The organism is Bacillota bacterium (assembly GCA_040754315.1).
GTDB lineage: Bacteria > Bacillota > Sulfobacillia > DUSP01 > JBFMCS01 > JBFMCS01.
The window spans coordinates 15,619-27,427 of the sequence record JBFMCS010000011.1; the positions used below are offsets into that span (position 1 = coordinate 15,619).

The window sequence follows — 11,809 nt, forward strand, 5'->3', positions numbered from 1 at the left end:
CTGAGGCACCTCTTGCTTCCCAAGAGGCTGCTATCCCTTGGCACTCTTTACTAGGTAGTCCTCAAGATCCTGCTCCTGGACCCTCCAGAGCCGTCCTACCTTGACTCCGCTAAGCAGACCCCTCCGCAGGTAGTCCATGACGGTGAGGCGGCTAATCTTCAACCTATCCGCCACCTGTTCTGGGGTCATCAGGGCCCCGCGGTCATGGAGCCCGGCAATTGGGCCTTCCCTCCGGTGGGGCACCGGCAGGTCCATCTCTCCTGCAGTCTTACCTTGTGCCAGCATACCGGCGCGTTTCCTCTCTCTTGGGATACCGGTGGCGGAAGGCGGTACCGGTTCCTCCGATCCTGCCCGGGCAGGATCGCCCTCATCCGGTGATATCCATTCCAGTTCAGGACCACCGACCGGTTCAGGGCATTGCTGTGTGCCTGCGCCGGGCGCGACAACAACCTGTTCCCACCGGGAGATCCTCTCCAAGAGGTCCAGCGTGAGCGCGCCCGCCTCAGTGGTGGAGTCCAGGCGCTCCTCAAGACTCACCAGGGAGACCTTGCTCTCCCTGAAGAGCCAGAGCAGGCGATGCAGGTCGGATACACACCGGGTGAGACGATCCAGGCCAGAGACGAGGACCACATCTACGGCACCTTCCTTAACCCTTCTCAGGAGCCGGTGCAGGCCAGGGCGTTCCAGATTACGAGCCCCAAAGCCCTTGTCGGACTCAAAGGCCACCACGTTCCAGCCCCTCCGGCCTGCCACGTCCCTGAGCGCCTCCTCCTGTGCCCTCAGGTCCAAGGTTTCGGCCTCATCCAGTGCCGCGACCCTGGCGTACACAACGGCCCTCACTGTCTTTCCCTCCTTGTGAGTAGTCTACGACACAGTTGGCTATATGTAAAGACGGCACTCTTGGGAACCGCAGGCAAAACTCAGGCTGCCACCACGAAAAGCTCCATTTCAGCCAGGAGGAAAACCTTTCTAGGCTGTCGAAGGTCCTAGGACGCATGGGCTAGAACCGCCAATTGCCGCTTTATTAGAAGGGAGGGGCAACATGCCGAATCCTGGGGATGAGGTGCTTAGGAAGTTCGAAGCATACATGAACCCTGGGCTTGCCCGCGTATATAGGTTGATGGGACTTGACACCGCCGAGGTTGAGGCGAACGGTTCGAGGATCCTGGATTCCGCGGGCCACGAGTACCTGGACTTCGCTGGTGGCTACGGAGTGTTCAGCCACGGTCACCGCCATCCCAAGGTGGTTGAGGCGGTCCGGGCTCAGCTGGACCGGATGCCGCTCTCCAGCCGCCTGCTTCCCAGCCAGCCAGCGACTGAGCTGGCTGAAGCCTTGGCCGAGATTACACCTGGGGGATTACGCTACTCCTTCTTCTGCAACTCCGGTGCCGAGGCTGTGGAGGGGTGCATCAAGACGGCCCGTCTAGCCACTGGCAGGACGGGCCTGGTAGGGGCGATAGGGGGATTTCACGGTAAGACCATGGGCAGTCTGAGTGTGAGCGGGAGAGATCTGTATAAGAAGCCTTTCGAACCTCTCGTTCCTGGGGTCACACACGTTTCCTTCGGGGACGCGGAGGCCTTGGACCGGGCGGTGGGGGAGAACACTGCCGGGGTTATTCTCGAACCCATCCAGGGCGAAGGGGGGGTGCTTGTCCCGCCCGACGACTACCTTCCGCGAGCCCGGGAGATATGCTCGCGCAAGGGCGCCCTTCTCATCATCGATGAAGTGCAGACGGGCTTGGGCCGGACGGGACGAATGTTCGCTGTTGAGCACTATGGAGTGGAGCCGGACCTTATGGCGCTCTCCAAGGCCCTGGGGGGCGGTGTTATGCCCCTAGGGGGATTCATGGGTACGCCACAGGCATGGGAGCCGTGGGAATCCAACCCCCTTCTGCACACCTCAACCTTCGGGGGAAACCCCTTGGCATGCGCTGCTGGCCTTGCTGCCGTCAGGGTGGCCGTGGAGGAGGATCTGCCGGGCCAGGCCCAGGAGAAAGGGGAATACGCCCTGGGTGTACTCGGGGGATTTGCCGCTGAGTACGAGGAAATCATCGAACAGGTGAGGGGCAAGGGACTCCTCATCGGGGTCCAGTTCCGCTCGGAAGGGATCGGCGGGATGGTTATGGCCGAGGTGTTCTCCAGGGGGCTCCTGGCGGTCTACACCCTTAACAACCCCAAGGTCATCCGGATCGAACCCCCGTTGACGATACCCCGGCCGGACCTGGACAGGGGGCTTGAGATACTCCAGGAAAGCCTCAAGGTGGTCAAGGAAATGGCAAGGGAACTCTGAAGGGAGTGAGACCAGTTGCCCAAGGTGGAGGTCCACGATACCCTCAGTGTTGATGTGCGCCGGGCCTATGAGGTCACTAGGGAGGGATACAGGTCTGGCAAGTTCGGGGGTACGTCCAATATTCGTTCCGTTACTGTACTGGAGGAGGGAGAGGACTACTCCGTTACTGAATGGGATGTCGTCCTGCAGGGAAAGGCCATTAAATGGTCCGAGAGGGATACCTATGACGATGAGCGAATGACCATAGAGTTTGATCAGGTAAAGGGCGACCTGGCGAAGATGTCCGGGGCCTGCGTCTTCACTGAGGTCCCTGAAGGAACCCTAGTGACCCTTTGGGTGGAGTTCGATTTCGGCATCCCGATGCTGTCCACCCTCTTAAACCCCATAGCTGTGGTGGCCCTGAGGAAGAACCTCACGGAAATGCTGGATAGGATCAAGAGCTGGCTCCGGGAGGGTTGACAGGGTTATCCTGGCCCGGCGCCAGCTGGTGCCGGGTCTTCTTCGTTCTTGCGCTCCCTGTGTCGCCGTCCAGGTATGGAAGTCCAAACCAAAGGGGATATTCTTACCTGAGACGGCAAGGGGGGACGTCCGCTGAGAGTGCTTCAGGTGATGCGCCCCGCCGGGGGCGGCATGTTACGACAGGTTTCCGCGCTCTTCGGTTCTCTCACTTATCTTGGAGCCCACATCGAGGTAGCGGGCCCTCCCATGTGGGAAGGCCCCGCCAGGGACCTCGGTCTAGTCTACCACCCTGTGCCCATAAGTGACGGCTGGAACCCTCGGGATGATGGCCGCTCTCTGGTGGACCTCGCGAGGATAAGCGGGGGGCGGCGCCCCAACATCATTCATGTTCACGGCGCCAAGGCCGCCCTCTTGTCCCGGCTGGCTGTGGCCCTCGGGCCGCCGCCCCGGGTTGTCTACACACTCCACGGCTTCCTGGTGAGGCCTGCAATGCCCTCTTGGCAGAGGGTTGCCTATCCAGCTGGTGAAAGACTCCTGGCCCCACTGACCTCCGCCTACATAGCCGTATCCCAGTCGGTAATGGATGACTTCATAGAGCAGGCAGGAGTTCGGCCAGAGAGGATCCGGGTGGTTAGAAACGGGATCAGCCAGCTGGTCGTGCCGCAGACTGCGGTGGAGGACCTCCGGAGGCACCTGGGGCTAGGTAACGCCCTAGTCACTGGAGTCGTAGGAAGGCTCGCGAGGGAAAAGGGGATAGACCTGTTTCTGCGGGCAGCATCCCTGTTAAGGGGCAGACACCCCGACTGGCGCTTCCTGGTAGCCGGCGGTGGCCCCCTGCGGTGCGAGCTGGAGGGGATAGCGGTCACACTTGGGCTCAGTGACACTGTAATATTCACGGGGGAGGTACGAGATCCGGAAACATTCATCGCCGCCCTGGACGTTCTGGTGGTGCCCTCAGTGAGTGAAGGGCTATCCATGGTTGCCCTGGAGGCCATGAGTCTAGGGAAGCCGGTGGCTGCGGCACGTGTGGGCGGGATCCCGGAAGTAGTTGACCACGGGTGCACAGGACTACTCTTCTGCCCCGGTGATCCAGAGGAGATGGCGAGGGCCCTGGATGCCCTAGGCTCGGATGCGGGCCTGCGGCGTCGCATGGGTGAGGCAGGGCGCCTCAAGGCCCGGGAATTCGACCTTACCCTGGCAGCCAAGGCAACGATGGAAGTCTACCAGCAGGTCCTGGAAGGCGCGCACCCGGGGAGGGGGCCCAGGTGAAGTTGCTGCTTCTTCTTGCCCTCATCCTTGTGTCACTCCCGGCCGTGGCCGCCCCGGCCCAGCACGGGCGCACCCTCATCTTCCTGCTTGACCATGCCTCCTGGGAGGACCTTGAGGCGTCCCCGGGATTTTTTGAGGCAGGCAGCCTCGGGTCGGTCGGCCTGCTTCACACCGGTTCGGTCTCGAGGTCCGATGGCTACGCCACGCTGGGGGCTGGGAGGAGGGTGCGGGACGCGAGATCCGGCGAGGCCTACCAGGCAACCGAGATCGTTGAGGGCACGTCTGTATCTCGGGTGTGGCTGCGAAGGGGAGGGCTCACCAGGGGGCCAGGGGCCATCTACAACCTGGGGCTGTGGGGAATGAGGCGCCAAAGCGCCCTGGAAGCATCCATCGGGGCTCTGGGGCAGGCTCTCTCCGAGGCAGGTGTCGAGGCAAGGATCGCCACCAACCTCGACATCCCTGGGAGTCCTTGGCGCCCTGCGGTGTCCGTCATCATGGATTCGGAGGGCGTAGTGACGGAGGGCCTTGTCACCCCAGATCTTCTCCTGGAGGAGGACCCATTGTCCCCCTACGGCCTTCGGGACCGCCTGGAGTCGTATAAGGAGGTCTGGCAGGCGCTGCCCCCAACTGGCGTGGCGGTGCTGGCTCCCGGAGATACCCACAGGGCGGAGATGTACAGGAAGAACACCAGTGACAGGCAGGCAGACACTCTGCGCCGCGCAGCGGTCGAGAGGTCGTTAAACCTCTTCTATGCTCTCGTCAAGGACATGGATGCCACCCGTGACCTGGCAATCCTGGCGGTGCCCACGCCCTCCCATGAGGCCACCCAGGCATCGTCAAGCCTCACACCCATCCTTGTCACCGGGCGAGGGTTCTCGCCGGGCCTCCTGACCTCTCCTAGCACCAGAAGGCCAGGGGTAGTCCTGTCCACCGACATCGCCCCGACAGTCCTTCGCCTCCACGGGGTGAGAGTGCCGGGGGAAATGACGGGCTGGCCCATGGGATCGGTGCCCCACGCGGATGCCCTGTTGACTATCAGGGAATTGGAGCTAGGGATACTCAAGAATCACGGGCAGCGGCTAGCGCTCCTCAGGACGTACATAACCGGGCAGATCATCATCTTAACTGCGGGCGCAGTCTGGCTGTTCCGGCCTTTCGGCCGCCAGGCAGTGATCCAAACCGGCCTCCTAGCCCTCACCCTGGTTCCCCTGGCATTCCTGGTAATCCCCCCCCTGGGGATCCAGGGCGCCCCCGCCTTTGTGGTTGGGTTCGGTCTTCCAGTAGTGGCTGCACTGGTCCTGGGATGCCTGGGAATACAACGATACCACCAGTATGGTATCCCCGCCGTCTTCACCGCGGCGCTCCTGGTGGCTGACCAGCTGGGCGGGTTCTCTTGGACAGTGGACACTCCCTTGGGCCACTCTACAGTGGGGGGAGCTAGGTTCTTCGGTCTGGGCAACGAGTATGCCGGGCTTCTGATAGGGGCCACGCTGGTGGGACTCACAGCCCTCCTGGGCCCTGTAAAAACCAAACGGCGCACTCTCTTTCTGTTGTCCGCGTTTATCATGGTGGCCCTGGCCATGGGATCGCCCGCCCACGGTGCCAACTTCGGTGGGGCACTCAGCGCGACCTTTGCCTTCTCCATCACCTTCCTCTGGCTTTGGGGCATACGTGCCCACGGTGGAAGGGCCTACCTTCTTGCCCTGGGGGCCGTGGCTGCGGCCCTGGCCTTCCTGGTGGTGGTCGATCTACTGCCAAGCCCTGAACAACGCTCCCACATTGGCACGGCCGTGGCGCGGCTGGTAGAAGAGGGACCTGGCTATGCGTGGGAGGTCTACTCTGGCAAGATGAACATGAACCTTCGACTCATCAGGTACACGATATGGAGCAGGGTGTTCATCACATCGCTGGTATCTCTTGCCATAGCCCTGAGGGTCCCCAGGGGGGTGTTCGCCAAGCTTGCTGCCAGGCAACCTTCTCTCATGGTGGGCATAAAGGGAGCGACCCTAGGGAGCCTATTTGCCCTGGCAGCCAACGACTCGGGGGTTGTGGCTGCCGCCACCGCCATGGTCTTCGCATCCACAACTATCCTAGCCCTGGCCATGGACGAGGCCCATGAGCGTCCCAAGGAGAACTAGCATAGGCTCGCTGCCGGGCCCCTCGCCCCCCGGCAGGTGAAACCTTCTCCCTGGTGTTAGGAATGGTCCTCGGGTTAGATGCATGGCTCATTCCTCCTCGTTATGCTAACCGGCTATTTCCCCCGGTCCCAGAAGATCTTCTTCTCACCGCTGCCCTTCCGGGCTTCAGCCATCCTCTTGGCGATGGCGTCCTCTGTCTCCTGACCGCCCCCGCCTCCAGTGGGCGCAGTCTCTCCAACAGCACCAGGGCCTTCCTGGGCTGCCTTGAAATGCGGCTTGCGCGCGAGAAAGGCTTCCACCAGGTCGGCCATCGTGTGTTGCTTGCCGTCCTTATCCGCCTTGGGCGAGCTCCTGGCCCGTCAGGGCAAACGCATCGTCCACGTCTACCACGCACCCCGCCTCCGCGGCCGCGAAGGCGCCCTTCAGGAGCGCCATCTTAGCCCTGGCAGAGGTCTGTTCGAGGGCTTTCTGTCCCTCGGCCTTCAGGGCCGCCAGCGCCTCGGCCGCGTTCTGGGGCAGCGGCGTGTCATCTTTGAGCCCTAGAGCCTGCCTGGCAGCCTGCTCGTGGGCCCTCAGCCGAGTGCGGTAGCTCGCCGCTTCCTCCCGCAGCGCCCTCACGTAGTCTTCGGAAAACACTTGGTTCCCAGGCTGCGGACCCGGAGACGGTTGAGGAACAGGCTGTGGCGCCGGCTGTGGATTGGGTGTAGGACTTGGATTGCTGGCATCGCCGCCCTCCGCGAACAACTGTAAGTCCATGAATCTAAGACGCCATTACCCCCGGAGAATTCTCCCAGGGGTGATAAGATCTCCAAGTTCCTGCAGCCTGGCTAGCCGGAGCCTCAAAGCCGTCCCGCTGGGGGCTCCACCTTCCTTGAAGAGAGAAAAGGCCGCCGGTGGGTGGTACCAGTCACCGTATAGAGCATGTCGAGCAGCCGGTCCCAGACCTAGAGCTGTGACGCCAGTTGCGCGTCCAAGGTCAGGTACCCGGGAGGTTTGCCCTCGGGCTCAACCGGGATGAACCGTCCGTCGGGGCTGGTGCGGTATAGCCACTTTCCCGTCACCGGGTCACGTTCGAGTACGGAAGCCGGACCGTACATGGTCGGCGCGGTGTACCGGTCAAATAGCCGGCCCCACTGGCTCGCCCGGAGGTCCATCTCCGGGTTTCACTGTCTCGATGGTCCTCTAGTCGTTGTGGCCTGTAGCCTCCCTGGCTGAATCGATGTTCCGGAACGGCTGGACCAGGAACTCGGTCACTCGGGTCAACACCTGATCGGCCGTTACCCCGGGCGGCAGTTCGTGCTCTAGTTCCCTGGCGATCTGGCTGCTGTACACTTCATAACTGCCGGTAGCGCACCACGCCGCACTAGTGGACCTCCACGGCCACGGTGGTGACGCCGTTCACTGTCGACTCCCGCAACAACACCTGCGCAGTGGTGTCGTTCGGGTCGCCCGTGACAGACCACGGGATCCACTGGTCCGCAGGGTAGGCCATTATCTGAGTCCCGCGTTCCTCCCGGTACGTGACCGCCAGGACGCCGTCCCCGGCCACGGACTGCTCGATGACCGCCTTGTGAACCTCGCCGACCAGGTTGCGGGTGAGCCGCTCCAGGGCACTCCTGGTGAAACCTTCTTCCCACGGTCATCTGCGCCCCTTAACAGGGCAATAGCATCACAGGCCGACTACACACACTCTTCCTTAATCTTGACAATGCTACCACATCTGCTACAATCGGTAGTGACCGTCTCGACCCCTAACGGGGCAGGAAACGGAGGGGAGGGGAAAGGGGGCTGATAATGAAATGAAAAGCGCTTTGGGTCGTCATGTGCTGGCCGAGGTATACCGCTGTGACCCCGAGGTGCTCAACGACCTAGAAGGCGTGAGGGACATCATGGTCGAAGCAGCACTCGCAGCAGGAGCGGATATCAGGGAGGTTGCCTTTCACAAGTTTAGCCCTCAAGGAGTAAGCGGTGTCGTGGTGATTTCCGAGTCACACTTGGCCGTGCACACGTGGCCCGAACTGGGGTATGCCGCCGTGGACATCTTCACCTGCGGCGACAAGGTGGACCCGTGGCATGCGTGTGATTACATTGTCGGCGCCTTCAAGGCGGGGACCATCACGGCCTCAGAAATGAAGCGCGGCATGTTCGAAACGGTCGAGGGCCGCGTGGCAGCAGGATGAACTAGGCAGGTGATTTATATTCTTAAGGATAACCTAGAAACGGATAAGGCTGACCTATGATGCCCTACGGTGATGAGAGGAATACCAAGCACCGTAGGGCTCATTCTTGACACCAATTCGGGGGGGGATGAACATGGCACCAGACACCAGGCTGTTGCGGGAGTTGTCCGAAGCAGACGGGGTGCCAGCCTTCGAACACGAGGTTCGGACGATCCTCAGGGCGCACATGGAGCCCCTGGGTACCATAGAGCACGACCGCTTGGGCAGTATCATTGTAAAGAAAAGAGGCAGCGCTGACCGCCCCTCAGTGATGCTAGCAGCTCACATGGACGAGGTAGGCCTCATTGTTCGCTCTATAACGGACAAGGGTTTTCTCCGCTTCCAACCCTTGGGCGGCTGGTGGGACCCGGTTATCGTGGCCCAGCCCGTGGTGGTGAAGACCAGGGCCGGGGGCGTGCCTGGAGTCATCGGCTCCAAACCGCCACACATCCTCACAGAGGAGGAACGGAAGAAGTTCCCGGAGAAGAAAGAGATGTTCATTGACGTGGGAGCCTCCAGCTCGGAGGACGCCAAGGCCATGGGCATCATGCCAGGAGACCCCATAGTCGTGAAGGGCTCCTTCGTCTCGATGGCTGGCGGCAACCTGCTAATGGGGAAGGCCTGGGATGACCGGGTCGGGTGCGCTGCCATGGTCGAGGCGATTCGAGCACTCAAGGATGTGGATCACCCCAATACGGTCTACGCAGCAGGCACCGTACAGGAGGAAGTGGGGCTCCGGGGGGCTCGCACCAGTGCCTGGGTGATCAAGCCGGATGTTTGCCTTGCCCTGGAGGTAGCCATCGCTGCCGATACCCCTGGACTCCGCGACTTCGAAGCAGGCGCTTCCGTCTCTTGCGGCCCTGTCATCTTCACCAGTGATGGCAGCATGATACCGAACCCCCGCTTGAGAGACCTTGTGGTTAGGGCGGCCGAGGAGGACCGCATACCATACCAATTTGACTCCATGGCAGGGGGAGGAACAGATGCTGGCCAGATCCACATGAGCTTCACAGGCGTTCCCAGCCTGGTGCTGGGAATACCAACCAGGTACATTCACAGCCCCAACTCCATCTTCAGCCTCCAGGATTACCAGCACATGGTAGACCTGATTGTCTCTGTCGTGAGGAGACTTGATGAAGGTGCCGTGGCGTCGCTAGTGCCTTGACCGGGAAGGAGGACACTCTATGGAAAGAAGCCTGGTATTGATCAAACCTGATGGGATACAGCGTCTCCTGGTTGGGGAGGTGATTTCCAGGCTTGAGCGCAAGGGATTAAGGTTGCTGGGTATGAAACTCATGCTTGTACCAGAGTCCCTGGCCCGCGAGCACTACCGCCAGCACGAGGGCAAGGGCTTCTTTAGAGGGCTCATCTCCTACATTACCTCCTCACCAGTGGTGGCAATGGTGTGGGAGGGCCCCAGGGCCATTGGTGTAATACGAGACCTCACCGGCGCCACTGACCCTAGCAAGGCACAGCCCGGTACAATACGGGGGGACTATGGGCTAGATGTGAGCTTCAATATGGTGCACGCCTCCGATAGCGCCGAGTCTGCCCTCCGCGAGGTAGCCCTGTTCTTTCCCCCAGGGGAAGTCATTGAGTACAGAAGGTCCGTTGACGAGTGGCTCTGGGTACTTTAGGCTGACTGAGGCCGCCCTGGAGCCCCGCCTGGCCCTAACCGGCAGCCCTTCGTTAAGCGGGGTGCCCCAAATGCTTCTGGTGGGAACGTCTGGGTTCAAGTACAGGGACTGGAAAGGGGTATTCTACCCTCCCGGCATCTCCGAACGGAACCTCCTGGCCTTCTACAGCCAGGTGTTCCCAGTGGTAGAACTGGACTTCTCCTACTATCACATGCCTGGCGCCAAGACCATGGGTGCCCTGCAGGGGAAGACGCCTGATGGCTTCGTTTTCTGCGTTAAGGCTCATAGGAGCATGACCCACGAGACAGGCTCAGCCAGTGCCCAGTGGGAGGCCTTTAGGGCCTTCAACAGCGCTATTGAACCCATGGCTATATCAGGGAAACTCGGCTGCGTGCTCCTGCAATTCCCGTGGCGCTTCCGTCCAGGGCACTTAGAGACATCATACCTTGCACGCTGCAGGGACCTCCTGGGAAACGCCCCCGCTGTGGTGGAGTTCAGGAATAGCCAGTGGCTCACGGAGGACACCTTTCGAGCCCTGAGGGACCTAGGCTTTGGGTTCTGCTGTGTTGATGAACCACGGCTGAAGGATCTTGTGCCACCGGTTGTAGCAGCCACAAGCGCTGTCGGCTACGTCAGGTTCCATGGCAGGAATGCTGCTAAGTGGTGGAAGCACGAGAATGCCTCTGAGCGCTACGACTACCTTTACTGCGATGAGGAGCTCCGCGCCTGGGTCCCTCGCCTGAGAGCCCTGGAGCGCAAGACCGGAACCACCTTTGTGTTTTTCAATAACTGCCATGAAGGCAAGGCAAGCGTTAATGCCATTCGCCTGGGAGAGATGCTCAGGGGAAGGGAGGGTGAAATACTGTGAAGTCTGCCATTATCGGCGGGACGGGCCTGGGGATAGGCGGCTTTTTCGAGGGATACATGGAGGAGATGCTCCAGACCCCCTACGGCCAGGCTTGGGTCCGCCGGAGGCCTGGCGGGGAGGTCTTCTTCCTTGCACGCCATGGCCTAGGCCATGTCCTGGCTCCCCACCGGGTTAACTACAGGGCGAACCTGTGGGCCCTCAAGACCCTCGGGGTTCAGAGGGTCATTGCCACCAACGCTGTAGGGGCCATTGACCCCGCCTTGCAGGTGGGAGACCTGTCGGTGGCCGACCAGCTCATCGACTTCACACGCAACCGGCCCTCAACATTCTTTGAGGATTCTGGCCTAGTCCGCCATGTAGACTTCACCGACCCGTACTGCCGGGAGGTCCGTGCGGCCCTCCTAAGAGCCGCCCTGGAACAGGGAGTGCCAGCCAGGGACGGCGTGACCTACGTCGCAGCCGAGGGGCCAAGATACGAGACCGCGGCAGAGGTAAAGGCCTTTAGGCTCCTGGGCGGCCATGTGGTGGGCATGACAGGAGCGCCCGAGGCGGCCCTAGCCAGGGAGATAGGGTTGTGTTACGGCTGTATATGCCTGGTAACGAACCAGGCGGCAGGGGTTGCCCCAGGCACCTTGAGCCACCGGGAGGTTGAGGATGCCATGGCAAGGGTAGTGGCCCACATTAGGGAGGTGCTGGAGAGGGCCCTGCACCACCTCCCCCCACACCCGGCCTGTGACTGCGCCAGGACTAGCCAGAACTACCATGACCTGCTGAGAGAGAGCGAGGGCCGTGATGCCTGACGGCCCCCTCTTGCTTTCGCGTTGGACCTTGGAGGCCCTCTCGGGAAGGGGTTTCCCTCCCGCCCGGGGTTGAGGGCCCGGCATTCCTCCTTGAGGGATGGTCACTGCGCGTCGAAAGGTGTGAGAGAG

Annotated in this window: 14 protein-coding genes; 9 read left to right on the forward strand and 5 right to left on the reverse strand. The window is 61.5% G+C overall.

From position 1 onward, the window contains the following. Positions 1-30 precede the first annotated feature (30 nt). Complete coding sequence (locus tag AB1576_01775) at positions 31-840, reverse strand: recombinase family protein (protein ID MEW6080521.1); 810 nt, start codon at positions 838-840, stop codon at positions 31-33. Positions 841-1,042: 202 nt separating this feature from the next. Here AB1576_01775 and AB1576_01780 point away from each other — a divergent pair, with 202 nt between their 5' ends. The 4 genes from AB1576_01780 (at position 1,043) to AB1576_01795 (ending at position 6,156) form a co-directional block, all read left to right on the forward strand. Next, on the forward strand, positions 1,043-2,290 hold the full coding sequence (locus tag AB1576_01780) for an aminotransferase class III-fold pyridoxal phosphate-dependent enzyme (GenBank protein ID MEW6080522.1): 1,248 nt from the start codon (positions 1,043-1,045) through the stop codon (positions 2,288-2,290). Between the two features lie 24 nt (positions 2,291-2,314). Further along, the gene (locus AB1576_01785; GenBank protein ID MEW6080523.1) at positions 2,315-2,749 is read left to right on the forward strand and encodes an SRPBCC family protein; all 435 of its coding nucleotides are present in this window, start codon (positions 2,315-2,317) and stop codon (positions 2,747-2,749) included. A gap of 138 nt (positions 2,750-2,887) precedes the next feature. Continuing rightward, positions 2,888-4,018 (forward strand): glycosyltransferase family 4 protein, encoded by a 1,131-nt coding sequence (locus AB1576_01790; GenBank protein ID MEW6080524.1) that lies wholly within the window; start codon positions 2,888-2,890, stop codon positions 4,016-4,018. Beyond that, on the forward strand, positions 4,015-6,156 hold the full coding sequence (locus AB1576_01795) for a hypothetical protein (protein MEW6080525.1): 2,142 nt from the start codon (positions 4,015-4,017) through the stop codon (positions 6,154-6,156). The genes AB1576_01790 and AB1576_01795 overlap by 4 nt, the downstream gene beginning before the upstream one ends. 113 nt (positions 6,157-6,269) lie before the next feature. Here AB1576_01795 and AB1576_01800 read toward each other — a convergent pair whose 3' ends face one another. The 4 genes from AB1576_01800 to AB1576_01815 all read right to left on the reverse strand — a co-directional run bounded on the left by AB1576_01800 (position 6,270) and on the right by AB1576_01815 (position 7,705). Then, positions 6,270-6,467, reverse strand: coding sequence for a hypothetical protein (locus tag AB1576_01800; GenBank protein ID MEW6080526.1), 198 nt, complete (start codon positions 6,465-6,467; stop codon positions 6,270-6,272). 19 nt (positions 6,468-6,486) lie between these two features. Then, on the reverse strand, positions 6,487-6,792 hold the full coding sequence (locus tag AB1576_01805) for a hypothetical protein (GenBank protein ID MEW6080527.1): 306 nt from the start codon (positions 6,790-6,792) through the stop codon (positions 6,487-6,489). Positions 6,793-7,338: 546 nt separating this feature from the next. Continuing rightward, a complete protein-coding gene (locus AB1576_01810; GenBank protein MEW6080528.1) occupies positions 7,339-7,488 on the reverse strand; it encodes a hypothetical protein in 150 nt (49 codons plus the stop codon). Positions 7,489-7,519: 31 nt separating this feature from the next. Then, a complete protein-coding gene (locus AB1576_01815) occupies positions 7,520-7,705 on the reverse strand; it encodes a hypothetical protein (protein ID MEW6080529.1) in 186 nt (61 codons plus the stop codon). Positions 7,706-7,955: 250 nt separating this feature from the next. On the opposite strand from AB1576_01815, the gene speD reads away from it, so the two are divergent. The 5 genes from speD (at position 7,956) to AB1576_01840 (ending at position 11,680) form a co-directional block, all read left to right on the forward strand. Further along, positions 7,956-8,336, forward strand: a complete 381-nt coding sequence (speD, locus tag AB1576_01820; protein MEW6080530.1) for an adenosylmethionine decarboxylase — start codon at positions 7,956-7,958, stop codon at positions 8,334-8,336. Between the two features lie 133 nt (positions 8,337-8,469). After that, on the forward strand, positions 8,470-9,540 hold the full coding sequence (locus AB1576_01825) for a M42 family metallopeptidase (protein MEW6080531.1): 1,071 nt from the start codon (positions 8,470-8,472) through the stop codon (positions 9,538-9,540). 19 nt (positions 9,541-9,559) lie between these two features. Further along, positions 9,560-10,012, forward strand: a complete 453-nt coding sequence (gene ndk, locus AB1576_01830; protein ID MEW6080532.1) for a nucleoside-diphosphate kinase — start codon at positions 9,560-9,562, stop codon at positions 10,010-10,012. Positions 10,013-10,082: 70 nt separating this feature from the next. Beyond that, positions 10,083-10,880 (forward strand): DUF72 domain-containing protein, encoded by a 798-nt coding sequence (locus AB1576_01835; GenBank protein MEW6080533.1) that lies wholly within the window; start codon positions 10,083-10,085, stop codon positions 10,878-10,880. Further along, entirely contained in the window at positions 10,877-11,680 is an 804-nt protein-coding gene (locus AB1576_01840) for an S-methyl-5'-thioinosine phosphorylase (protein MEW6080534.1), read from the forward strand. Before AB1576_01835 ends, AB1576_01840 begins: the two co-directional genes overlap by 4 nt. Positions 11,681-11,809 lie beyond the last annotated feature (129 nt).

What these genes read in the sequence shown, in the direction of transcription:
- AB1576_01780 (MEW6080522.1), top strand. Translation starts at nt 1,043, where the DNA reads ATGCCGAATCCTGGGGATGAGGTGCTTAGGAAGTTCGAAGCATACATG.
- AB1576_01800 (MEW6080526.1), bottom strand. Translation starts at nt 6,467, where the DNA reads ATGGCCGACCTGGTGGAAGCCTTTCTCGCGCGCAAGCCGCATTTCAAG.
- speD (MEW6080530.1), top strand. Translation starts at nt 7,956, where the DNA reads ATGAAAAGCGCTTTGGGTCGTCATGTGCTGGCCGAGGTATACCGCTGT.
- AB1576_01825 (MEW6080531.1), top strand. Translation starts at nt 8,470, where the DNA reads ATGGCACCAGACACCAGGCTGTTGCGGGAGTTGTCCGAAGCAGACGGG.
- ndk (MEW6080532.1), top strand. Translation starts at nt 9,560, where the DNA reads ATGGAAAGAAGCCTGGTATTGATCAAACCTGATGGGATACAGCGTCTC.
- AB1576_01835 (MEW6080533.1), top strand. Translation starts at nt 10,083, where the DNA reads ATGCTTCTGGTGGGAACGTCTGGGTTCAAGTACAGGGACTGGAAAGGG.